Source organism: Bacillus sp. HMA207 (assembly GCF_003402455.1).
Classification (GTDB): Bacteria; Bacillota; Bacilli; order Bacillales; family Bacillaceae_G; genus Bacillus_A; species Bacillus_A cereus.
On record NZ_BEZT01000007.1, the window covers coordinates 33,710 to 58,573 of the forward strand.

Below are 24,864 nucleotides of genomic sequence, written 5' to 3' on the forward strand. Positions count from 1 at the left end.
TTAGTCTACAGGTTATCCCAATTATTCCTTAGTTGTCTCAACTTCGACATTCAATTTATCTGCTGATTGATGATCATCGTCATCTTCTGTATCACGCATTTCAATTTCTGTATCGTCGCTAGACATCATTTTAACGTCCATACCTAAACTTTGCAGCTCTTTAATCAATACTTTGAATGATTCAGGAACGCCTGGTTCTGGAACATTTTCGCCTTTAACAATTGCTTCATAAGTCTTAACACGTCCAACAACATCATCAGACTTCACTGTTAAGATTTCTTGAAGAGTATAAGCAGCACCGTAAGCTTCAAGTGCCCAAACCTCCATCTCACCGAAACGCTGTCCACCGAACTGAGCTTTACCTCCAAGAGGTTGCTGCGTTACAAGTGAGTATGGTCCAGTAGAACGAGCATGAAGTTTATCGTCAACCATGTGCGCAAGTTTGATCATATACATGACACCAACAGATACGCGGTTATCGAATGGTTCACCAGTACGTCCGTCATACAGGATTGTTTTCGCGTCATTTGCCATACCAGCTTCTTCAATTGTGCCCCAAACATCTTCCTCACGAGCACCATCGAATACTGGTGTTGCAATGTGAATGCCAAGGTATCTTGCTGCCATACCAAGATGAAGCTCTAATACCTGACCGATATTCATACGAGATGGTACCCCTAATGGGTTTAACATGATATCGATTGGCGTACCGTCTGGTAGGTAAGGCATATCTTCTTCTGGTAAAATACGAGAAATAACACCTTTGTTACCGTGACGTCCGGCCATCTTGTCACCTTCAGAAATTTTACGTTTTTGAACGATATATGCACGTACAAGTTGATTCACGCCTGGTGGCAATTCATCGCCATCTTCACGGTTGAATACTTTTACGTCTAAGATAATACCGCCACCACCGTGTGGTACACGTAGTGATGTATCACGTACTTCACGCGCTTTTTCTCCAAAGATAGCATGTAATAGACGTTCTTCAGCTGTTAATTCTGTTACACCTTTAGGTGTTACTTTACCAACAAGTAAATCTCCATCTTTTACTTCAGCACCAACGCGAATGATACCGCGCTCGTCAAGGTTACGTAATGCGTCTTCCCCAACGTTTGGAATGTCACGTGTAATTTCTTCTGGTCCAAGCTTCGTATCACGAGCTTCTGATTCATATTCTTCAATATGAATAGAAGTGTACACATCATCTTTTACAAGGCGCTCACTCATGATGATCGCATCCTCGTAGTTATAACCGTCCCAAGTCATGAAGCCAACAAGCACGTTACGTCCAAGTGCTAGTTCACCTAATTCCATAGAAGGACCATCCGCAAGGATTTCACCTTTTACAACTTCATTTCCAACACTTACGATTGGACGTTGGTTGTAACAAGTTCCTTGGTTAGAACGAATGAATTTTTGCATTTTGTAGCGATCTAAGTCGCCTTTTACTGTTTGACCGTCAACTTCTACATAGCGACGTACCCAAACTTCACGTGCTTCTACGCGCTCAACAACACCAGGATGTTTACAGATTACTGCAGCACCTGAGTCTTTTGCTGATACGTACTCCATACCTGTACCTACAATCGGAGATTCCGGATTCATTAACGGAACCGCCTGACGTTGCATGTTCGCTCCCATAAGTGCGCGGTTAGAGTCATCGTTTTCTAAGAACGGAATACAAGCTGTCGCTGCCGACACTACTTGTTTTGGAGATACATCCATGTAGTCGATGCGTTCTCTATTTGTGACAATGTTTTCACCACGGAAACGAGCTACGATATCTTCACTTAGGAATTCACCTTCGTCAGATAATTTCATATTCGCTTGGGCTACAACATAGTTATCTTCTTCATCTGCTGTTAAGTAATCAACATGCCCTGTTACAAGACCAGTTTCTGGGTCAACACGACGGTATGGTGTTTCAATGAAACCAAACTCATTTACTTTCGCGAACGAAGATAATGAGTTAATCAAACCGATGTTTGGTCCCTCTGGTGTTTCAATCGGACACATACGACCGTAGTGAGAGTAATGAACGTCACGCACTTCAAAGCCTGCGCGCTCACGCGTTAAACCACCAGGTCCTAATGCAGATAGTCTTCGTTTGTGAGTTAACTCTGCTAATGGGTTTGTTTGGTCCATAAACTGAGATAACTGAGAACTTCCGAAGAACTCTTTAATAGATGCAATAACAGGACGAATATTAATTAGTGCCTGTGGTGTAATTGCATTTGTATCTTGGATCGACATTCTCTCACGAACAACACGTTCCATACGAGAAAGACCGATACGGAATTGATTTTGTAACAGTTCTCCAACAGAACGCAGACGACGGTTTCCTAAATGGTCAATATCATCTGTATCCCCTACTTTGTATAGTAGGTTGAAGAAGTAACTGATAGAAGCAAGGATATCACCTGGTGTGATGTGTTTCACATCACGAGTAATGTTTGCATTACCAATTACATTAATTACGCGTTCGCCTTCCGACTCAGGAGCATAAATCTTAATAGATTGCAGCTCAACATCGCCTTCTACCACTCCACCCATTGGTTTCGCTGTTTTGAATCCAATGTTTTTCTCTAAGTAAGGTAAAATGCGATCAAGTGTACGACGATCTAAGATTGTTCCTTCTGCCGCTAAAATTTCACCAGTTTCTGGATCCACTAATGTTTCAGCTAAACGTTGATTAAACAATCTGTTTTTAATGTGTAACTTCTTGTTGATCTTATAGCGACCTACATTTGCTAAATCGTAGCGCTTTGGATCAAAGAAACGAGACACAAGTAAGCTCTTAGCATTTTCTACTGTTGGTGGTTCACCAGGACGTAGACGCTCATAAATTTCAAGCAATGCTTTTTCTGTGCTATCTGTGTTGTCTTTTTCTAATGTGTTGCTTAAGTATTCGTTATCACCTAAAAGCTCGGTGATTTCTTGATCAGAGCCAAACCCTAATGCGCGTAACAAAACAGTTACAGGAAGTTTACGCGTACGGTCAATACGCACATATACAACATCCTTAGCATCTGTCTCATACTCTAACCAAGCTCCGCGGTTTGGAATTACAGTAGCAGTAAAACCACGTTTTCCGTTTTTATCCACTTTGCCACTATAGTATACGCTTGGAGAGCGAACTAACTGGGAAACGATAACACGTTCTGCACCGTTAATTACGAATGTTCCAGTCTCTGTCATGAGTGGGAAATCTCCCATGAACACATCTTGTTCTTTTACTTCACCAGTTTCCTTGTTGATTAGACGCACTTTTACACGAAGTGGTGCTGCATACGTCACATCACGCTCTTTGCATTCGTCTACAGAGTATTTAGGTTCACCTAAGCTGTAGTCGATAAATTCAAGCGATAGATTTCCCGTAAAGTCTTCAATCGGAGAAATGTCTTGGAACATTTCTCGCAAACCCTCATCAAGAAACCACTGATAAGAAGAGGTTTGAATTTCGATAAGATTTGGTAACTCTAATACTTCACTAATACGGGCATAACTTCTTCGTTGGCGGTGGCGTCCGTATTGAACTAGTTGACCTGTCAACTGCTTCACCCCTCAAATCATGAGTATTATAAATGCACAAAAAAATTTGTGCAAAATCACAAATAAATACAACTACTGCTATTAGCGTAGTCTCTTTCTCTTAAAGATAAATACGTTGAGTCTTTCTACCTGCTCAAAAAAGAAAAATGGCTTCTATAAGAAAACCATCATTCTGTTTCATAATCTGCTGATTTTACTATCTTTTCCAAGAGAAACAAAAATATACATCTTTCTCAACGCAGAAAATCATATATTGGCATTGTATAATGTTAACATAGCCAAAAATAACCGTCAACGTTTTTTTGATTTTATGATATAATATCCTTTTTTCTTTTCTACAACCTCAACTTCAGAAAATGCTTCTTCTAGTTTTTTTAGCGCAGACGGTGCACCTTGTTTCTTTTGAATAACAATCCAAAGCTCTCCATCTGGAACTAAATACTCCACAGCTTTTTCTAAAATCTCATGTACGATATCTTTACCCGCACGAATCGGAGGGTTAGATAGAATAGCAGCATACTTACCATCTACATTTTCATAGACGCTACTTTGAAAAATACGTATATTCTCGATTTTGTTATTAGCGGCGTTTTCTTTCGCAAGCCCAAGTGCCCTCTCGTTCACATCCACCATGTGAACTTCACGACCTTGAAACTCTTTCGCTAACGACAAACCAATAGGACCGTATCCGCAACCTACGTCTAATATATTACCTTTAATATCTGGCATTTGAAACGCTTCAATTAAAAGACGGGAACCAAAGTCCACTTCGTTTTTCGAGAACACCCCATGATCAGATAAGAAAGTAAATCGAGATCCACGAAGGGCAAACTCCCATCGCTTACGATCACTTTTACTAGAAGGGTCGTTAGAAAAATAATGGTCTGCCATATGGCCACCTCTTTTCTTTACAGTTAAAAAAAAAGCTCGCATGAGAGCGAGCTTTTTTTAAAGCATCAAAAGTTAATTACTTAACTTCTACAGCAGCGCCAACTTCTTCAAGTTTAGCTTTGATTTCTTCAGCTTCTTCTTTAGCAGCAGCTTCTTTGATTACTTTTGGAGTGTTGTCAACTAATTCTTTAGCTTCTTTTAAGCCAAGACCAGTGATTTCACGAACAACTTTGATAACTTTGATTTTTTGTGCACCAGCGCTAGTTAGTTCCACATCAAATTCAGTTTTCTCAGCAGCAGCTTCTCCAGCGCCACCAGCAACAGCTACAGGAGCAGCAGCAGTTACGCCGAATTCTTCCTCGATAGCTTTTACTAAGTCGTTAAGTTCTAATACAGTCATAGATTTAACTGCTTCAATGATTTGTTCTTTAGTCATTGTAAATATCCTCCCTTAAATAGGTTTGTATTGTTTTATCGATAATACGTAATTATCTTTTAAAAAATTAAGCGCCTTGCTCTTCCTTTTGGTCTGCAACTGCTTTAGTAGCAAGTGCAAGGTTACGGATTGGAGCTTGAAGAACGCTAAGAAGCATAGAAAGTAAGCCTTCACGTGATGGAAGAGTAGCAATTGCTTTAACCTCATCAAGTGTTACAAGTTTACCTTCGATTACGCCCGCTTTAATTTCTAAAGCTTCATGATCTTTAGCGAAGTCGTTTAATACTTTCGCAGGAGCAACTACATCCTCGTTACTGAACGCGATTGCGTTTGGTCCTGTTAAGAATTCATTTAACTCAGCCATTTCAGCAGATTCTGCAGCACGACGAGTTAGAGAGTTTTTGTAAACTTTGAACTCAACGCCAGCTTCACGTAATTGCTTACGTAATTCTGTTGCTTCAGAAACTGTTAAACCACGGTAGTCAACAACGATTGTAGATTTACTAGCGCGAAGTTTGTCCGCGATTTCAGTTACAACTTGTTGTTTAGTTTCGATTACTTTGCTCATGTTATTACACCTCCTGTAGATTATATAGAAGATGTACCGAAAGTGCACTAAAAACCTCCATGCCCAACTTGTAGACATGGAGGCATATAGTCACAGAAAAAAGATTCCGCTTCGTATATTAACACCTAGGTAGGAAATTAAGTCTATTGACACCTACTGTCTACGGTACACTAATTAAATTCACAACATAAATGATTATATTAAAACTTCTTTATGAAGTCAACTTCCAAAATTTACGCTAATGTAGAAACGTCTACACGTACGCCAGGTCCCATTGTAGAAGCAACTGTTACGTTCTTCATGTAAGTACCTTTTGCAGCAGCTGGCTTAACTTTTTGTAAAGTGTCAGCAATTGTTTTGAAGTTTTCTACTAATTTAGCATCTTCGAAAGATACTTTACCGATTGGAACGTGGATGTTACCAGCTTTATCAACGCGGTATTCAACTTTACCAGCTTTGATTTCGTTAACAGCTTTAGTTACATCGAAAGTAACTGTTCCAGTTTTAGGGTTTGGCATTAAACCTTTAGGTCCTAATACGCGACCAAGTTTACCAACTTCACCCATCATGTCAGGAGTTGCTACTACTACATCGAAATCGAACCAACCTTGTTGGATTTTACCGATGTAATCAGTATCGCCTACAAAGTCAGCTCCAGCAGCTTCAGCTTCTTTAGCTTTTTCACCTTTAGCAAATACTAATACACGTTGTACTTTACCAGTACCGTGTGGAAGAACAACTGCACCACGGATTTGTTGGTCAGCTTTCTTAGGGTCAACACCTAAACGGAATGCAGCTTCTACAGTTGCATCAAATTTAGCTGTGTTTGTTTTCTTTACTAATTCTACTGCTTCTGTTGCAGAGTAAGCAGCTGCACGATCAACAAGCTTTGCAGCTTCTACGTACTTTTTACCTCTTTTAGCCATTTTTATTTCCTCCTCGAATGTGGTTTTAGCGGAATAACCTCCCACGTTTACGCCTGTTTTCAGGTATAACCTGAGGATGAGCGCCATCCATTTATTTAAAAACGATAATCATTTACGATAATAAAGGTTGCGAATTGGAATTCCAGACCCGCAACCTTTTTTAAAAACAAATCGAATTAGTCTTCGATAACGATGCCCATACTGCGTGCAGTACCTTCAACCATACGCATTGCAGCTTCTACGCTAGCAGCGTTTAGGTCAGGCATTTTAGTTTCAGCGATTTCGCGTACTTTATCACGCTTAACAGTTGCCACTTTATTACGGTTTGGTTCACCAGAACCAGACTCAATACCAGCTACTTTCTTAAGAAGAACAGCAGCAGGAGGAGTTTTAGTAATGAAAGTGAATGAACGGTCCTCAAATACCGTAATTTCAACAGGGATGATAAGACCAGCTTGATCTGCTGTACGAGCGTTAAACTCTTTACAGAAGCCCATGATGTTAACACCTGCTTGTCCTAATGCTGGACCAACTGGTGGAGCTGGGTTAGCTTTACCTGCAGGAATTTGAAGCTTTACCATTTTAATTACCTTTTTAGCCACGAGACACACCTCCTTAAGTCCGTGATGTGGTCAATTGGACAGTGATTTGCCCTCCCACGTCATATTTTATCTGTAAGGATAAAATCTTTCAAAAAACGTCTCCGATAACGAAGACGTACTGACTTAAAAGATATTATCACTTTTTACAATTCATTTCAAGTTTCATTTTATAATTTTTCAATTTGATGGAAGTCAAGTTCAACTGGAGTCTCGCGACCAAACATGTCCACAAGCACGCTAACCTTTTTCTTCTCCACATCAATTTCTTCAATAGCACCTGTATAATCTGCGAATGGCCCCTCATTTACACGTACTGTCTCATGAAGTTCAAAGTCGAAATCAACCACTTCGTTGTCCATTCCCATATGTTTCATAATGGTAACAACTTCCTCTTCTAATAGAGGTGATGGTTTAGATCCAGAACCAGAAGAACCAACGAACCCAGTTACACCCGGCGTGTTACGTACAACATACCAAGAGTCATCAGTCATGATTAATTCTACTAATACATAACCTGGGAACACTTTTCTTTTCATTAATTTTTCTTTTCCGTTTTTCATTTCTACTTCTACTTCTTCCGGGACAACAACACGGAAAATTTTATCTTGCATACCCATTGATTCTACACGTTTCTCTAGGTTTGCTTTTACTTTATTTTCATATCCAGAATAAGTATGGACAACATACCAACTTTTTTCCATTCATTTAGGACGAGCGTCCTTCCCTCCCTGACGTACATTTTTTTGCGCAAATGAAAAAACCCGTTCACCGGGCTTTTACACAGTTCTTATAAATAACATTATATCATGGATAAGTGCTTCTTATTCAAGAATTAACCAAGAATTAACCGAATTAAAGAAGAAATGCCCATATCAACTACTGCGAAGAAAATCGCAAAGAACACAACTGTAGCAACAACAGTCGCTGTTGAGCGGAGTAATTCATCTTTTTTAGGCCAACTTACTTTTTTCATTTCGCGACCTACATCGCCGAAAAAGTTCGTTAAACGCATCTGCGGGACCTCCAGTGTATTATTTCAATTATTTATTTTGTTTCCTTGTGAACTGTATGCTGATTGCATGTTTTACAAAACTTTTTTATTTCAAGTCGCTCTATTGAGCTCGTATCTTTCATAGTAGAGTAGTTTCGATTTTTACACTCTTCACATGAGAGTACAACTTTTTTCCTCATTAGTTACACCAACCTTGTAACATTATGTCCCTAAAAATGTATCATACAATAAAAGACAATGTCAATGACATGCATTTTGTACTCTCTACAAAAGAAAACAGGTGATTTATTTTACACCTGCAGCACTTGTTACTTCTTATGAATTTAAAGTTGTACTTTCTCTCATTTCCATATATCGTTCCAATTTCCTCTTTACTCTTTGTAAAGCGTTATCAATAGATTTCACATGCCTGTTTAACTGTTCTGAAATCTCTTGATAAGAACGACCATCTAAATATAAAGAAAGCACTTTTCTTTCTAAATCGCTTAATAATTCAGATATTTTTGATTCTATGTCTGTATATTCTTCCTGGCTAATGATCATCTCTTCAGGATCAGTCACCTTCGCTTCAGAAATAACATCCAATAACGTTCGATCAGATTCCTCATCGTAAATCGGCTTATCTAAAGACACATACGAATTTAAAGGAATATGTTTTTGTCTTGTTGCCGTTTTAATAGCGGTAATAATTTGTCGAGTGATACATAGTTCAGCAAATGCTTTGAATGAAGACAGCTTGTCCTCTTTATAATCACGAATTGCTTTAAACAACCCTATCATACCTTCTTGAACAATGTCTTCTCGATCGGCACCCACTAAAAAGTAAGATCTTGATTTCGCACGAACAAAGTTCTTATACTTGTGAATTAAATATTCTAGAGCGTCAGTATTACCTTTTCGAACTAACTCAACGATTGCCTCATCCTCTAAATCACGAAATGTAACGTCGCCTATACTTACGAAGCCTGCTTCCACCTTGATCCCTCCGACCGCTATTTATTTAGCAATATTATACAGTAAAAAGATAAAGAGCGTCAATGCTTCAACGCTCTCCTCTTCTTAATTTTTCTAATTTTTCTGTAATATCCTTACTAAATATCTTTCGCATGGCGGGCTGCTGTTCTTTCGCGTCTTTTGTACGCCTTCTTACTTGTTGTTCCATTGCTTGTACTTCCAACTCTAATTCACGCGCAGATTTTCGAAGGGCACCTTGCGCAAATATAACCCATTGTTCTGTATAATCAGAAGTCGCAACATATATTTGTGTATTTATATTTCTAAGCTCTATCGCAAGTTGCTCTATCTTTTCGTCTGCAGTTTGATTCTTTCGTGTGAATATTACTTCTACACGAGATTGTTTCATCTTTTTTTCAATACCATGGACTGTATAGGCATCAAAGACTATCATCACTTTTGTGCCTGTATAACCTTGATAATCCGCCATCTTATCAATAAGCGCATCTCTTGATGATTGTAAATCTACATCCCGCAGTTTCTTCAAATCTCCCCAAGCTCCGATAATGTTGTAGCCGTCAACGATTAAAATATCGTTCATTTTTTATTTACCAATTTCGTGACGTTTACGATATACCTCATACATTAACAAACTTGCGGCTACTGAAGCATTTAAGGATGTAACTTTACCAACCATCGGTAGAGTGATTAAGAAATCACACTTTTCACCAATAATACGACTCATACCTTTTCCTTCACTACCAATTACTAATCCAATCGGCATTGTACCATCTAAATTACGGTAATCCGTTTTTCCTTTGGCATCTGTACCAGCAATCCAAAGTCCACGCTCTTTTAATTCATCAATTGTACGAGATAAGTTTGTTACGCGCGCAACAGGAATGTATTCAATCGCTCCTGTTGATGCTTTCGCAACTGATGCGGTAAGTCCCACAGCTCTTCTCTTCGGAATAATAATTCCATGAGCTCCTGTTGCATCAGCAGTACGCATAATAGAACCTAGGTTATGCGGATCTTCAATCTCATCTAAAATCAAGAAGAACGGATCTTCATTACGTTTTTCTGCCACTTTGAATAAATCTTCTAACTCTGCATACTGATATGCAGCTACTTGAGCAATTACACCTTGATGATTACCCTCAACTAATTGATCTAACTTTTTCTTTGGTGCATGTTGTAAAATAATCTTATTTTCTTTCGCTAATGCTAGTACAATTTGTACTTGTCCTTTGGCAGCACCTTCTGCGATCCAAATTTTATTAATATCTCTCCCTGATCTTAACGCTTCAATTACAGGGTTACGTCCGATAATATATTCACTAGTCATGATGATGTGCCCCCTTCCTTTTCTTCTAAAACTGCTATTGCCTTATATACAATTTCGTCTAATCTTTCACGATTATTTAATAAATGATGGTAACCAATTAGCGCTTCAAAGGCTGTACTATGTCGATATGTTTGTACATCCGTATTTTTCGGAACTGTACCTGAATTTGCATTACGCCCTCTTCTTAATACCGCCTCTTCTTCCTCTGTCAAAAATGCCGTCTCTAATAAATGATAAACAACTTTCGCCTGTGCTTTTGCTGAAACAAAGCTCGTCCCTAAGCGGTGTAATTGATTAGGTCGAACTTTTCCTTTTTGAAGGAGGTGATAGCGGATATATTGTTCATATACCGCATCACCCATATACGCTAACGCCAAGCTGTTTAATTGCTTTGCATCGATCATCCTTATCCTCTTTTCCATCTTGTACCTTGAGCGGTATCTTCTAAAATAATATTACGTTCTTTTAAATCGTCACGAATTTGATCAGACAATGCAAAATCACGATTTTTACGAGCTTCAATGCGCTTTTGGATAAGCTCTTCAATTTCTTCATCCAGTAATTCTTCTTTTGATAATTCTAATCCTAAAATATCAAATAACGTTTCCAGTTGTTTTACGTATGCTTCAATCACAACTTTAGATGTATGCTCTTCAAGTAAATATTGATTTGCATGATTTGCTACGTTGTATAATTCGGTAATTGCATTTGCAGTGTTAAAGTCATCATTCATTGCCTCTTCAAATGCAGTCTGGAATTTCTCTATTTCAGCTAACCATTTCTCATTATGGTCCGTTAAATCCGTACTACTCTCCATACGATGCTTTAAGTTTCCATAAGCTGTTTTAATTCTTTCCAGTCCATTATTCGTACTTTGTAATAACTCTTCACTAAAGTTAATCGGGTGACGATAGTGTACTGATAACATAAAGAATCTAATTAACTGCGGGTCGTATTGCTTAATAATATCGTGAACTAAAATAAAGTTACCCAGCGATTTAGACATCTTCTCATTGTTAATATTAATATATCCATTATGCATCCAGTAACGTGCAAACGTTTTTCCAGTCAATGCTTCTGACTGCGCAATTTCATTTTCATGATGTGGGAATGCCAAGTCTTGACCACCAGCATGAATGTCAATTGTATCCCCTAAGTACTTACGCGCCATTGCTGAGCATTCAATATGCCATCCTGGACGTCCTTGCCCCCAAGGGCTTTCCCAGAAGATTTCTCCTTCTTTCGCAGCTTTCCATAAAGCAAAATCAAGAGGGTCTTGTTTCTTTTCCCCTACCTCAATACGAGCACCGTGACGTAAATCTGCGATTGGTTGATGTGATAATTTACCGTAACCTTCGAATTCCTTCGTCTTAAAGTACACATCACCCTCTGATTCATATGCATACCCTTTATTCACAAGTTCTTGAATAAATTCAATAATGATATCCATATTTTCTGTTACACGAGGATGAACTGTTGCGTGTTTGCAACCTAGTGCTGTTACATCTTCAAAGTACGCTTCAACAAAGCGATCAGCAATTGTCGGTACATCTTCACCTAATTCATTTGCCGCTTTAATTAATTTATCATCTACATCCGTAAAGTTAGATACATATTGCACATCGTATCCTTTGTATTCTAAATAACGACGCACTGTATCGAATACCATAGGAGGCCTTGCATTCCCAATATGAATGTAGTTATAAACTGTAGGTCCGCATACATACATCTTTACCTTATTTTCTTCTAATGGAACAAACTCTTCTTTTTGACGTGTTAACGTATTATAAATGTGAATAGTCATTTTTATCCTTCCTTTCTACCTTTAATTCCAATTGTTTCTTCAATTTATCAAGTTCTACTTCCATAGCCTTTAATTTATCAAAAATCGGATCCGGAAGGTCAGAGTGATTTAATTCTTGACCAATCTTTACTCCATTTTGAATAACGACACGGCCAGGTATACCTACAACTGTAGAATGTGCAGGAACTTCTTTTAATACGACAGACCCTGCTCCGATTTTAGAATTCTCTCCCACAGTAATAGAACCAAGAACTTTAGCACCCGTCGCAATTAATACATTATCCTGAATTGTTGGATGCCTCTTTCCTTTTTCTTTTCCTGTACCACCTAATGTAACCCCTTGATAAATCGTTACATTATCACCAATTTCACAAGTTTCTCCGATTACAACTCCCATTCCATGATCTATAAAAAAACGTCGACCAATAGTTGCTCCTGGATGGATCTCAATGCCAGTAAAAAAGCGGCTCACTTGTGAAACAAAACGTGCAAGAAAGAAAAAATTTCTTTTATAAAAAGCATGTGCAATTCGATGGGCCCAAACTGCATGTAATCCAGAGTAAGTTAAAATGACTTCGAAATAACCTCTTGCCGCTGGATCCTGTTCAAAAACGACTTCAATATCTTCCCGAAGCCTCTTAAACATCGGTGTTCCCTCCCCTTTATGGGCTGCTTTTTTGTCGAGCGAACTAACTCCCCTAACTCATCACTTCTCCCCTAATTCTTTATATAAGGAGATAAATTCTATATTCATACCTATTTACACGGTATAAAAAAAAGGCGTCTCTGTCATATTGACAGAGACGCCTTTTAAGCGCGGTTCCACTCTGTTTAGGCTTAAAAAAGCCTCAAACTCATCCATGATAACGGTGTACACCGCTTCTGCTTACTTTGCGGCCTAAGACATCCCACGAAGCAATTCGCTGTTCAGCAGAAGACTCGAAGGGGCATTTCAAAAATCCGCTTATAAACCACTCCCAGCCTAAAGGTGGTTCTCTCTGTAAAAAGCCTGATTTTCTACTTCTCCTTCTCGTCGCTTTTCCTTATTAGGTTTTAGGTATACTTATTATATTTCTAAACCTAGAAAATGTTAACCAATTACTTTTTGAAGACGATTTAAAACTTTTTCTTTTCCAAGAAGTGCAATAGCATTCGGAAGCTCTGGACCATGCGTTTGTCCTGTAGTTGCAACACGGATTGGCATAAATAAATTTTTACCTTTATGTCCTGTTTCCTTTTGAACTGCTTTAATCGCTGCCTTAATTGCTGCTGGCTCCATTGCTTCTAGAGCTTCTATTTGACCAGCAAATGCACGAAGTACTTCAGGTACTTGTTCACCATTTAATACTTCTTGTCCTTCTTCTTCATAATCAACATGATCTTTAAAGAACATTTCAGAAAGCTCTACAATTTCAGCTCCAAAACTCATTTGTTCATGGTATAAAGCAATTACATCACGAATCCAAGCTTGGTCTTGTTCGCTTAAAGTTTCTCCCACACGTCCAGCTTTCACTAAATGCGGTAAGCTTAACTCTACAACCGTATCTAAATCTTGCTTTTTCATATACTGGTTGTTCATCCATTTTAGTTTTTGAGAATCAAATAATGCAGGTGATTTTGATAAACGAGCTGCATCGAACATTTTGATAAACTCATCTTTAGAGAAGATTTCTTCTTCTCCTACCGGAGACCAACCTAGTAGTGCAATAAAGTTAAAGATTGCTTCTGGAAGATACCCAAGCTCTTTATATTGCTCAATAAATTGAATAATAGATTCATCACGCTTACTTAACTTTTTACGACTTTCATTAACAATTAGAGTCATATGACCGAATTGTGGAATATCCCAGCCGAAAGCTTCATAAATCATCATTTGTTTCGGTGTATTTGAAATATGATCATCACCACGAAGTACATGTGTAATTTCCATTAGATGATCATCTACTGCTACTGCAAAGTTATAAGTTGGAATTCCATCCTTTTTCACAATAACAAAATCACCGAAATCATTTGAATGGAACGCAACTTCATCTTTTACAATATCTTTGAATGTGTAGTCACGATCAGCTGGTACACGGAAACGAATACTTGGAATACGTCCCTCAGCTTCAAATTCTTTCACTTGTTCTTCAGTTAATTCACGGTGGTTACCTGCGTAACGAGGTGTTTCACCACGAGCGATTTGTCCTTCACGCTCTGCTTCTAGCTCTTCTTCTGTCATATAACATTTATAAGCTAGACCACGCTCTAATAAATCTTCATATAATTTTTTATAAATATCTAAACGCTCTGTTTGGCGATATGGTCCAAATTCACCACCAACATCAACACCTTCATCCCAGTCCATACCGAGCCATTTCAAGTATTTTAATTGGCTTTCTTCTCCACCAGCCACGTTACGTTTTACATCAGTATCTTCAATACGAATAATAAATTTGCCATCTAAATGACGAGCAAATAAATAATTAAATAATGCCGTACGCGCATTTCCGATATGTAAGTGTCCTGTTGGACTTGGCGCGTAGCGCACTCTCACTTGCTTTTCCATAATTGGTACACCTTCCATTCTTAATGTCAACACATTCTATAATTGTACACCAAAAAAATGTGATTATCCATCTTACGAATTAAAAACCATTATTTTTTCTGTAATAAAACAACCGCTTGAGAAGCAATCCCTTCTTCTCTACCTGTAAATCCTAATTTTTCTGTTGTTGTTGCCTTTACATTAATGTTATCGATAGACGTTTCTAACAGTTCACTAATGCGCTTACGCATACTCTCAATATGTGGTGCCATTTTTGGTTTTTGAGCAATAATTGTACAATCTAAATTTCCTAACTCGTAACCTTGTTCACGCACAAATTCCCAAACTTTTTGTAACAATACAGCTGAATCTGCATCTTTAAAAGCTGGGTCTGTATCAGGAAAATGCTTTCCGATATCTCCTGCTGCAATCGCACCTAAACATGCATCAGCAATCGTATGTAACAATACATCTGCATCTGAATGACCGATTAATCCTTTCTCGTGTGGAATTGTAATTCCACCGATAATCAACGGGCGCCCTTCCGCAAATTCATGTACATCAAAACCTTGTCCAATTCGAAACATCCTTACTTCCTCCTTAAGCTAAACTACTGAGCTTTATGACTCTATATTATATCGCTATCCTTATAAAGAAAAGCCCGGCTGTTGCCGAGCTTTTCTTTATTAACACGTCATCAATGTTATTTCTTCTGAACACGTAGGAAACTTTCAGCAATTAATAGATCTTCCGGAGTCGTCACTTTAATATTATAGTAACTCCCCTCTACTACACCTACTTGCTTCCCCACACGTTCTACGAGACTTGCATCATCTGTGCCAAGAAAACAACTTTGCTTTGCGCTTCTATGAGCTTCTAGCAAAAGAGAAACAGAGAATCCTTGTGGTGTTTGTACAGCGTTAAGTTGAGATCGCTCTACCGTTTCTACAACAACACCCTTCTCTACTTTCTTAACAGTATCTTTTACTGGCACTGCACAAATGGAAGCTCCATATTTTTCTGCTGCAGTTAATACATCGCGAATCACTTTATTCGTTACGAACGGGCGCGCCCCGTCATGCACAAGAACATATTCGACACCACTCGCATACTGAAGTGCGTTATAGACGCTATCTTGTCTTTCGGCTCCACCCTGAATGAATTGTACGTGCTTTTCAATCTGGTACTTCTGCATTAACTCTTCAAAATACGGGCGTTCTTCTTCGTTAATTGCCATAATAATACTTTTGCACGCTTTATCTTTTTCAAAAGCACGCAATGTGTGCACAATAATTGGTACTTCATCTATAAGTAAAAATAACTTATTTTTACCAGCACCCATTCGTTTTCCTTGGCCCGCTGCCGGAATAATTAATGTATACATATTAATAATCCTCTACTTATAATGCTTTTTCTAGCAATTTACGTTTTGCGAAAATCATACGACCAGCCGATGTTTGTAATACGCTAGTAACAAGTACGTCAAGTTGTGAACCCACATACTCTCTACCATCTTCTACTACAATCATCGTACCATCATCTAAGTATGCAACACCTTGATTTTGTTCTTTACCATCTTTCACAACATAAACACTTAATTCTTCACCAGGGAGTACGACTGGTTTAATCGCATTAGCTAAATCATTAATGTTTAACACCGTAACCCCTTGTAATTCAGAAACTTTGTTTAAATTGAAATCGTTTGTTACTACAGTTCCACCAGTGATTTTTGCCAACTTTACAAGCTTGCTATCTACTTCTTGGATATCATCGAAATCGCCTTCATAAATTTCTACCGGAATTGGCATCTCCTTTTGAATACGATTTAAAATGTCTAGCCCTCTGCGGCCACGATTACGCTTTAAAGCATCTGAAGAATCGGCAATATGCTGAAGCTCTTCTAATACGAATTGCGGAATGACAATTGTTCCTTCTAAAAACTTTGTTTGGCAAATATCTGCAATACGTCCGTCAATAATTACACTCGTATCGAGAATTTTCCAATGAGTCGTAGATTTTTCTGCTTCGACCTCTACCTCTTCATTCTCACTATTGTTTTTCTTCTTACCTCCGCGTTGGGGTAATGTAAATAATCCTAGCAATTCATTCCTCTTTTTAAATCCTACTTGGAATCCTAAATATCCAAGTAAAAGGGTGAAGAACACTTGCAACACCGTACTAATAACTGGAATTGTAAATTCACGAATTGGTATCAAAATTAAATATGCAACAATAAGACCAGAGATTAATCCTAATGTACCAAATAAAACATCTGCTACAGGCGCCTTTACAAGAGCCTCTTCAATATGCTTAATAAGTTGAACAATATAATCTACAAGCCAAAATGTTGTTAAAAATAAAATAATTGCACCAATAATTGCACGAACATACGATCCTTCCAACAAAGGAACCGCACCGATATCTAATACATTAATAATTTTTGGGATTAAGTAAATCCCTAACGCTCCCCCGATCACTAAAAAGAAGAGCTGTACAATCCGTTTTAACATCCAACCACCTCCTACTCATTATTAACCATTGTTTCGCTAATCAAAACGCCGAATGCAAAAGCGGACGTGTTTTTTTGTAAATAGTTTTATTTACCAATATATCATATCATATACCAAAAATGTTCTAGTGTCGTTATATTATAGAATCAATGTAATATTCTTAATTGTGTCTACTCATATAGAGATGCTCTTGAATTCTTTTTAGACCTTCTCGTATTTTCTTCGCTCTCACTTCTCCAATTCCTTCCACATCATCCAATTCATTAATAGTTGCTCGGCAAACACCTTGCAATGTTTTAAATCGATTAATTAAATTCTCGATAATAAGTGGCGGAACACGAGAAATCTTGCTTGTGATTCGGTACCCTCTAGGTGTCACACTTTCTTCTAAACTTGTTTGTCCTGGATAGCCAAGCAATTTAACTAAATCACTATCCTCTAAAAGTTGTGTATTTGCAAGATCTTGTAACTTTTTCAATATTTGATGATGGTCTTGTGTTTTCTCCTGGTGATAATCTTTAATTAACAATGCTGCCTCTGCCTCTAAATCAGCTAGTAATTCTGTAAGCTGTAAACGAATTAACCTACCTTCTGTTCCTAACTCATGAATATAGCTCAATATTTCATTTTTAATACGCAGCACCATTTCAACACTATGTAAAACGTGAACCACCTCGGACATTGTAACGACCTCTTCAAATTCTAGAATACCCAAATTCGTAATGCCGTCATTCCATACAGCCTTATATTTTTCTAGCGTTTGAATTGCTTGATTTGCCTTCGTTAAAATGACACCTATATCTTTTAATGTATAACGTAAGTTCCCTTGATATAGCGTAATTACATTACGTCTTTGTGAAATGGCCACAACAAGGCTGCCCGTCTGCTTTGCTACACGCTCTGCTGTTCGGTGACGCATACCTGTTTCAATAGAATCAATAGATGAATCCGGAACTAACTGTGCGTTTGCAATTAAAATTTTACTTCCAGTTTCATTTAAAATAAGTGCTCCATCCATTTTTGCTAATTCATATAAACTAGCAGGAGAGAATGCGCAATTAATATGAAAACCACCATCAACAATGCTTTTAATCTGCTCATTATACCCAAGAACAATTAGTCCCCCTGTTTGTGCGCGAAGTACATTATCTATCCCTTCGCGCAGTGGTGTTCCCGGGGCCACGAGCTGTAAAATATTAATTATACTTTTGACACGTTGCTTATTTTCTTCCATAGCCTAGCCTCCTAATGTCAAACGAAGCGCTTCTCCTAAATTAGAAACACCTACAACCTCAATCCCCTCTGGAATTGTCCACCCCCCTAAATTTTTTCTAGGAATGATAGCACGTTGAAATCCTAATTTAGCTGCTTCTTGTACACGTTGTTCGATTCTTGATACTCTTCTTATTTCTCCAGTTAATCCAACTTCTCCTATTACCGCATCAGTTGGTGCCGTAGATTTATCTCTAAAACTTGAAGCTATACTTAAGGCAACAGCTAAATCAATTGCCGGTTCATCTAATTTCAAACCACCAGCTACTTTTAAATACGCATCTTGATTTTGTAATAGTAAACCTGTTCTTTTCTCTAGTACCGCCATAATAAGCGAGACACGATTATGATCAATTCCTGTCGCCATTCTTCGAGGATTTCCAAAACTAGTAGGGGAAATTAATGCCTGTATTTCTACTAAAACTGGTCTTGTTCCTTCCATTGAGGCAACTACTGTTGAACCTGCAACTCCAACTGGTCTTTCCTCAAGGAAAATTTCAGAAGGATTTAAGACTTCTGCAAGGCCAAGTTCTTTCATTTCAAAGATACCCATTTCATTCGTAGAACCAAAACGATTCTTTACAGCTCGTAAAATACGATATGTATGGTGTCGATCTCCTTCAAAGTAAAGAACTGCATCGACCATATGTTCTAGCATACGCGGTCCCGCAATTGCACCTTCTTTTGTCACATGCCCTACGATAAAAATTGGGATTCCCTTTGTTTTTGCAAGTTTCATTAATTCTGCTGTACATTCACGTACTTGCGCCACACTACCAGGAGCTGATGTCACTTCAGGTAAATGTATCGTTTGAATAGAATCAATAACAACAAAAGCAGGATTCATCTCTTCAATATGTGCTGCAATACGCTGTAAATCTGTCTCTGATACAACAAATAGATTACTACCATTTACATGTAAACGATCTGCACGAAGTTTAATCTGCTTTGCTGACTCCTCACCTGATATATACAATACATCATATGAAGCATCTGCTAATTGCGAGGAAATCTGTAATAATAACGTTGATTTTCCAATCCCAGGGTCCCCACCAATAAGTACTAAAGATCCATCTACAATTCCGCCACCTAGTACACGGTTAAACTCCTGAAATTTTGTTTCAATACGTGCCTCAGACTTTGTTTCTACTTCTGTAAGACGTCTTGGTTTTGTTACTTCTGTTTGAATTGCATTTGCATAATTTAGGCGTCTGGATGATACAACGGGTTCCATCTCTTCAACAAGCGAATTCCATTGACCACACCCTGGACATTTACCCATATATTTTGGTGATTGATAACCACACTCTTGACATGTGAATTTTGTTTTCTTTTTAGCCATATCTTTTTATATTTCACTTCGCTTTCATCTATAAACATTTGACCTTCTCGTACAAGAAAGAGGGCTATCTCGTAGCCCTCTTAGTTTGTCTATACTTATTTTACCTTTTCAGCACTATGAATGACAAATGTTTCCCCTTCTACATCAAAGATAACTTTTTGCCCTTTCTCAATAGCACCTTTTAAAAGTTCTTCCGATAGTCTATCTTCTACATGCTTCTGAATTGCTCTACGTAGTGGACGAGCACCATATTCACGATCAAACCCTTTATCAGCAATAGCTGCAATCGCCCCTTCTGTTAATTGCAATTCAATTTCTTGTTCTTTTAAGCGATTCACTAACTGATTTACCATAAGAGTCACAATTTCTTGAATATGTTTTTTCTCAAGCATATGGAATACGATAATTTCATCAATACGGTTTAAGAATTCTGGACGAAATGCCTTTTTCAGCTCATCCATTACTTTACCTTTCATATCCGAATAATCACGGCTTTCATCTTGTACGTTAAATCCAAGATGTTTGTTACGTTTTAACGCCTCAGCACCAACGTTAGACGTCATAATAACAATCGTATTACGGAAGTCAACTGTACGTCCTTTAGAATCAGTTAAACGACCATCTTCCAATACCTGTAGTAAAATATTAAATACATCGGGATGCGCCTTCTCTACTTCATCTAATAGGACAACTGAATACGGCTTACGACGAACCTTCTCTGTTAATTGTCCGCCTTCTTCATACCCAACATATCCTGGAGGAGAACCAACTAAGCGAGAAGTTGAATGTTTCTCCATATACTCAGACATATCAATGCGAATCATTGCATCCTCATCACCGAACATAGATTCTGCCAATGCTCTTGCTAATTCTGTTTTACCTACACCTGTTGGCCCTAAGAAAATAAATGAACCAATTGGACGTTTCGGATCTTTTAGTCCTGCTCTTGCACGACGAACAGCTTTCGCTACAGCCACTACCGCTTCATCCTGGCCAATGACACGATCATGAAGAATGGATTCTAAGTTTAATAATTTATCAGTCTCTGTTTGTGCAAGTTTAGAAACAGGGATACGTGTCCATGTAGAAACGACATTTGCAATATCTTCTACCGTAACCTCTGAATTTTCTTTTCCTTGTTGCTCTTTCCACTGACGCTTTGTATCTTCCAATTTCTCACGTAAGCGTTGTTCCATATCACGTAAGGAAGCAGCCTTTTCAAACTCTTGACTTTGTACAGCCGCATCTTTTTCTTTTCGAATTTCCTCAAGCTTCACTTCAAGCTCTTTTAAGTTTGGTGGTGTTGTATAAGAGCGTAAGCGAACCTTTGAAGCAGCTTCATCAATTAAATCAATTGCTTTATCCGGTAAGAAACGATCCGTAATATAACGATCAGAAAGTTTTACAGCTGCATCAATTGCATCATCTGTAATAGACACACGGTGATGCGCCTCATAACGATCGCGTAAACCTTTCAAGATTTGAGTTGATTCTTCTAGACTCGGCTCATCAACATGAATTGGCTGGAAACGTCTCTCTAAAGCTGCATCCTTTTCAATATATTTACGATACTCATCTAAAGTTGTCGCACCAATACATTGTAATTCTCCGCGTGCTAAAGATGGTTTTAAAATATTTGATGCATCGATTGCACCTTCTGCTCCACCTGCACCGATTAATGTATGAAGTTCATCAATAAATAGAATAATATTCCCTGCTTGACGTATTTCATCCATTACTTTCTTTAAACGATCTTCAAACTCACCACGATATTTCGTCCCAGCTACCACTGTTCCCATATCTAGTGTCATAACACGCTTATCTCTTAACGTTTCAGGAACTTCATTATTTACGATTTGCTGTGCTAACCCTTCAGCAATTGCTGTTTTACCTACACCAGGTTCTCCAATTAACACTGGATTGTTTTTTGTTCTACGGCTTAACACTTCAATTACACGTTGAATTTCTTTACTACGTCCAATAACAGGATCCAAACGATTCTCACGTGCAACAACTGTTAAGTCGCGTGCTAAACTGTCTAGTGTCGGTGTATTGGCATTTGTCGATGAACCACCTTGGTGACCTGAACTTGCTTCGTTACTTCCAAGAAGTTGTAATACTTGTTGTCTTGCTTTGTTGAGGCTTACGCCTAAATTATTTAAAACACGTGCCGCTACACCTTCACCTTCACGGATTAAGCCAAGTAAAATATGTTCTGTTCCAACGTAAGAATGTCCTAGCTTACGCGCTTCATCCATAGACAATTCAATAACTTTTTTAGCACGAGGTGTATAATGTACAGTTTGAGAAGCTTCTGTTCCACGTCCAATTAACGCTTCTACCTCTTTTTGCACTTTTTCCGGGCTCAATCCAAGAGCAATTAACGCTTTTGCTGCAATTCCTTCACCTTCGCGTACAAGCCCAAGTAAAATATGTTCTGTTCCAATATTATTATGCCCAATGCGAATTGCTTCCTCTTGAGATAAAGCTAATACTTTCTGTGCTCTTTCTGTAAATCTTCCAAACATCATAGAAATCGCCTCCTACTTGCGCTTAGTTTTTTTCAATACGTAATCGCTCACGGATTAAGGTTGCTCTTCGATAATCTCTTTCTTCTGGTCCTAAAGGTCCTCCTGCATATTGTTGTAAAATACCTGGTTGCGTAAGAACCATTAGCTCAGTCAAAATATTTCTCGATATACCTTTTATATATCCTAGATCAATACCAAGTCGTACATCCGATAAGCAAGTTGCCGCTTCTGCAGATTGAATTAAACGACTGTTTGCTAGTATACCGTAAGAACGATAAACCTTATCTTCAAGCTCAATACTCGAATTTTGTACAATTAATTCTCTGGCCAATTTTTCTTGTTGTATAATTTGCTGCATGACACTCTTTAAATCTGCAATAATATCTACTTCGGATTTCCCTAGCGTCATTTGATTTGATACTTGAAATATATTACCTAACGCTTCGCTACCTTCACCGTATATTCCTCTTACTACTAACCCTAATTTTTGTATTACTTGTATAATACGGCTAATTCTTTTTGTTAAAACCAGCCCTGGTAAATGAATCATTACAGAAGCTCTTAATCCTGTACCAACGTTAGTAGGACAACTCGTAATATATCCAAGTGATTCATCAAAAGCATATTCAACCTCTTTCTCAATCCAATTATCTATTTGATTAGCGCTTTGAAGCGCCTTTGATAACTGTAGCCCTGGAAATAGGCACTGAATCCTAATGTGGTCTTCCTCATTAAGCATCACACTAATGTGTTCGCTTTCTGATAACAGACATGCTCCATATTCGGTCCCTGCGAGATTTGGACTAATTAAATGCTTTTCGACTAAAACTCTCCTTTGAAGAGGCGTTAATTCATTCATTTTTAATAATCCAAACTTCCCAAAGGGCTCTACCGATTTATTTATAAATTTCTTTTTAAATAATTCTTGAACCTGTTGAGCTTCCTCTTCGTTTTGCATAGTAGAAAATTGATATTGCTTAAAATTACGAGCCAAACGAATTCGACTACTTAAAACAATATCAGAATCAGGGCCATCCCCCTTCATCCATGGACTAATCGCTTCATTCATAATTTTGTCCAGTGACATAGAACTACTCCCCCTCTCTATGCTCACTAAGCTGAGTTTCAAGCCCTCGAATTTCATCTCTTACCTCAGCAGCTTTCTCAAACTCCTCATTCTGTACATATTGTTTCAGAATAAGTTTTAGTTCATCTAATTCTTTCTTTAAGTGGATATTTCCTTCCATTCGTTCCGGAATTTTTCCACAATGTTCTGTATGTCCACCATGAAGTCGCTTTAACAATGGGTTTAAGTGTCCTTTAAATGTATCGTAACAAGAAGCACAACCAAAGCGTCCCACTTTTGTAAAATGTTCATATGTCATCTTACAATCTGGACATCTTACTGTATTTGTATTTGAAAACCCGTTTTTTCCTTCTCCAAACATTGTTGATTCACCGTGTAATAAACCAGCAAATACATCATGAAATGAAAAGTTAGACTGTGATGATTGAAAGAAAGACGTATAGCCACTTTGCTCCGCACATTGCTCACAAAGATGAACTTCCGCCTTCTTCTCGTTGATTACTTTTGTATAATGTAAAGTTGCTGGTCTTATATTACAGTTTTGACAAGTCATCAATATCCCCACCTTTACAATAGGAACGATCTACCTCATGATACTTTTCATACATTACTAGATTGTCCTCTTTCCTTAATCCATTTAGATAAAAGTACATGCTCTTTTTCAAAACTTCTACAATATTTAACTGCCCTATCTTAATTATCATTCTTTTACAAAAGCTGTATTTATTTATATTTCAGTGTTCTTAACATTGCGCATAATATTCGAGCCCTAAGTTCATCTCGAGAAGGAATATCCATTGATAATACAGAACGATCTAGTACACTTAACATTAGTTTTGCTTCACGGCCTGTTATAATTCCCTCTTCTAATAAACGTATAATCATACTCTCTGCATTCCCTTGTGCAACGCTATGATCAATCATATGAAGCATTTGATCAATAATGTCTATATCATCATGCAGTTTGACTTTTATAATGCGAATGTAACCTCCACCACCACGTTTACTTTCTACTATAAATCCTCTTTCTAATGTAAAACGGGTATTGATTACATAATTGATTTGAGATGGTACGCACTCGAATCGATCCGCAATCTCATTTCTTTTGATTTCAATCACATTATTATTACTTAAGTCAATAACTTGCTTTAGATATTGCTCAATGATATCAGATATATTTCTCATTTATCCGCCACCTTTATTGACTTTGACTATCTTTGACTTTAATTATATACGTATTAATAAAATTTGCAACTCTTTTGCTTATTCACTATCCTAGCCACATTCCCCTGCATTTAATCAAAATAGTAATTATTTAAGCACATTTTTTTAATTACTATGGATTATAAAAGAAAACACGAAAAAACACGAGTCATTTGACTCGTGTTTAGTTGCTTGGCGACGTCCTACTCTCACAGGGACAAGGTCCCAACTACCATCGGCGCTAGAGAGCTTAACTTCCGTGTTCGGTATGGGAACGGGTGTGACCTCTCTGCCAT

Annotated in this window: 25 protein-coding genes, 1 rRNA gene and 2 other annotated features; all 26 genes read right to left on the reverse strand. The window is 37.9% G+C overall.

Annotated elements, in window-relative coordinates; genetic code table 11:
• Positions 1-21: 21 nt before the first annotated feature.
• A complete protein-coding gene (gene rpoB, locus HMAS_RS26760; RefSeq protein ID WP_000147553.1) occupies positions 22-3,555 on the reverse strand; it encodes a DNA-directed RNA polymerase subunit beta in 3,534 nt (1,177 codons plus the stop codon).
• A 291-nt stretch (positions 3,556-3,846) separates the two neighbouring features.
• Positions 3,847-4,446, reverse strand: a complete 600-nt coding sequence (locus tag HMAS_RS26765) for a class I SAM-dependent methyltransferase (RefSeq protein ID WP_000763264.1) — start codon at positions 4,444-4,446, stop codon at positions 3,847-3,849.
• Positions 4,447-4,522: 76 nt separating this feature from the next.
• The gene (gene rplL / locus HMAS_RS26770) at positions 4,523-4,882 is read right to left on the reverse strand and encodes a 50S ribosomal protein L7/L12 (RefSeq protein WP_000159736.1); all 360 of its coding nucleotides are present in this window, start codon (positions 4,880-4,882) and stop codon (positions 4,523-4,525) included.
• A 67-nt stretch (positions 4,883-4,949) separates the two neighbouring features.
• Complete coding sequence (gene rplJ, locus HMAS_RS26775) at positions 4,950-5,450, reverse strand: 50S ribosomal protein L10 (RefSeq protein WP_000048716.1); 501 nt, start codon at positions 5,448-5,450, stop codon at positions 4,950-4,952.
• Between the two features lie 39 nt (positions 5,451-5,489).
• Positions 5,490-5,634 (reverse strand) — a sequence feature (ribosomal protein L10 leader region).
• 49 nt (positions 5,635-5,683) lie between these two features.
• The gene (gene rplA, locus HMAS_RS26780) at positions 5,684-6,376 is read right to left on the reverse strand and encodes a 50S ribosomal protein L1 (RefSeq protein ID WP_001987630.1); all 693 of its coding nucleotides are present in this window, start codon (positions 6,374-6,376) and stop codon (positions 5,684-5,686) included.
• A gap of 176 nt (positions 6,377-6,552) precedes the next feature.
• Positions 6,553-6,978: a 50S ribosomal protein L11 gene (rplK, locus tag HMAS_RS26785; protein WP_001085872.1), complete on the reverse strand. Its 426-nt coding sequence runs from the start codon at positions 6,976-6,978 to the stop codon at positions 6,553-6,555.
• A 167-nt stretch (positions 6,979-7,145) separates the two neighbouring features.
• Positions 7,146-7,679 carry a transcription termination/antitermination protein NusG gene (gene nusG, locus HMAS_RS26790; protein WP_000415794.1) on the reverse strand — a complete coding sequence of 178 codons (534 nt, stop codon included), beginning with the start codon at positions 7,677-7,679 and terminating at the stop codon, positions 7,146-7,148.
• Positions 7,680-7,810: 131 nt separating this feature from the next.
• Complete coding sequence (gene secE, locus HMAS_RS26795) at positions 7,811-7,990, reverse strand: preprotein translocase subunit SecE (RefSeq protein WP_001241323.1); 180 nt, start codon at positions 7,988-7,990, stop codon at positions 7,811-7,813.
• A gap of 32 nt (positions 7,991-8,022) precedes the next feature.
• Positions 8,023-8,169 (reverse strand): 50S ribosomal protein L33, encoded by a 147-nt coding sequence (rpmG, locus tag HMAS_RS26800; RefSeq protein ID WP_014481927.1) that lies wholly within the window; start codon positions 8,167-8,169, stop codon positions 8,023-8,025.
• Between the two features lie 136 nt (positions 8,170-8,305).
• On the reverse strand, positions 8,306-8,965 hold the full coding sequence (locus tag HMAS_RS26805; RefSeq protein ID WP_000387193.1) for an RNA polymerase sporulation sigma factor SigH: 660 nt from the start codon (positions 8,963-8,965) through the stop codon (positions 8,306-8,308).
• A gap of 67 nt (positions 8,966-9,032) precedes the next feature.
• A complete protein-coding gene (locus HMAS_RS26810; RefSeq protein WP_000997880.1) occupies positions 9,033-9,545 on the reverse strand; it encodes an NYN domain-containing protein in 513 nt (170 codons plus the stop codon).
• 3 nt (positions 9,546-9,548) lie between these two features.
• On the reverse strand, positions 9,549-10,292 hold the full coding sequence (gene rlmB / locus HMAS_RS26815; RefSeq protein WP_000200237.1) for a 23S rRNA (guanosine(2251)-2'-O)-methyltransferase RlmB: 744 nt from the start codon (positions 10,290-10,292) through the stop codon (positions 9,549-9,551).
• Complete coding sequence (locus tag HMAS_RS26820; RefSeq protein ID WP_000564261.1) at positions 10,289-10,696, reverse strand: Mini-ribonuclease 3; 408 nt, start codon at positions 10,694-10,696, stop codon at positions 10,289-10,291. Before HMAS_RS26820 ends, rlmB begins: the two co-directional genes overlap by 4 nt.
• 2 nt (positions 10,697-10,698) lie before the next feature.
• The gene (cysS, locus tag HMAS_RS26825) at positions 10,699-12,096 is read right to left on the reverse strand and encodes a cysteine--tRNA ligase (protein WP_000152276.1); all 1,398 of its coding nucleotides are present in this window, start codon (positions 12,094-12,096) and stop codon (positions 10,699-10,701) included.
• A complete protein-coding gene (gene cysE, locus HMAS_RS26830; protein WP_000476497.1) occupies positions 12,077-12,742 on the reverse strand; it encodes a serine O-acetyltransferase in 666 nt (221 codons plus the stop codon). Before cysE ends, cysS begins: the two co-directional genes overlap by 20 nt.
• A gap of 150 nt (positions 12,743-12,892) precedes the next feature.
• Positions 12,893-13,139 (reverse strand) — a binding site (T-box leader).
• A 47-nt stretch (positions 13,140-13,186) separates the two neighbouring features.
• Positions 13,187-14,644 (reverse strand): glutamate--tRNA ligase, encoded by a 1,458-nt coding sequence (gltX, locus tag HMAS_RS26835; RefSeq protein WP_000415143.1) that lies wholly within the window; start codon positions 14,642-14,644, stop codon positions 13,187-13,189.
• Between the two features lie 89 nt (positions 14,645-14,733).
• Positions 14,734-15,210: a 2-C-methyl-D-erythritol 2,4-cyclodiphosphate synthase gene (gene ispF / locus HMAS_RS26840; protein WP_000488386.1), complete on the reverse strand. Its 477-nt coding sequence runs from the start codon at positions 15,208-15,210 to the stop codon at positions 14,734-14,736.
• 116 nt (positions 15,211-15,326) lie between these two features.
• Positions 15,327-16,007, reverse strand: a complete 681-nt coding sequence (gene ispD / locus HMAS_RS26845; protein ID WP_000288283.1) for a 2-C-methyl-D-erythritol 4-phosphate cytidylyltransferase — start codon at positions 16,005-16,007, stop codon at positions 15,327-15,329.
• Positions 16,008-16,023: 16 nt separating this feature from the next.
• On the reverse strand, positions 16,024-17,133 hold the full coding sequence (locus tag HMAS_RS26850) for a PIN/TRAM domain-containing protein (protein ID WP_000919677.1): 1,110 nt from the start codon (positions 17,131-17,133) through the stop codon (positions 16,024-16,026).
• 160 nt (positions 17,134-17,293) lie between these two features.
• Entirely contained in the window at positions 17,294-18,367 is a 1,074-nt protein-coding gene (gene disA / locus HMAS_RS26855; RefSeq protein WP_000392158.1) for a DNA integrity scanning diadenylate cyclase DisA, read from the reverse strand.
• Positions 18,368-18,370: 3 nt separating this feature from the next.
• Positions 18,371-19,747, reverse strand: coding sequence for a DNA repair protein RadA (gene radA, locus HMAS_RS26860; protein WP_001085202.1), 1,377 nt, complete (start codon positions 19,745-19,747; stop codon positions 18,371-18,373).
• Positions 19,748-19,842: 95 nt separating this feature from the next.
• Entirely contained in the window at positions 19,843-22,278 is a 2,436-nt protein-coding gene (clpC, locus tag HMAS_RS26865; protein WP_000971184.1) for an ATP-dependent protease ATP-binding subunit ClpC, read from the reverse strand.
• A 22-nt stretch (positions 22,279-22,300) separates the two neighbouring features.
• On the reverse strand, positions 22,301-23,365 hold the full coding sequence (locus HMAS_RS26870) for a protein arginine kinase (RefSeq protein ID WP_000050843.1): 1,065 nt from the start codon (positions 23,363-23,365) through the stop codon (positions 22,301-22,303).
• A gap of 4 nt (positions 23,366-23,369) precedes the next feature.
• Positions 23,370-23,918, reverse strand: a complete 549-nt coding sequence (locus tag HMAS_RS26875; RefSeq protein WP_000128399.1) for a UvrB/UvrC motif-containing protein — start codon at positions 23,916-23,918, stop codon at positions 23,370-23,372.
• Positions 23,919-24,088: 170 nt separating this feature from the next.
• Positions 24,089-24,550, reverse strand: a complete 462-nt coding sequence (ctsR, locus tag HMAS_RS26880; RefSeq protein WP_001244558.1) for a transcriptional regulator CtsR — start codon at positions 24,548-24,550, stop codon at positions 24,089-24,091.
• A 208-nt stretch (positions 24,551-24,758) separates the two neighbouring features.
• A 5S ribosomal RNA gene (gene rrf, locus HMAS_RS26885) occupies positions 24,759-24,864 on the reverse strand; the annotation flags it as partial.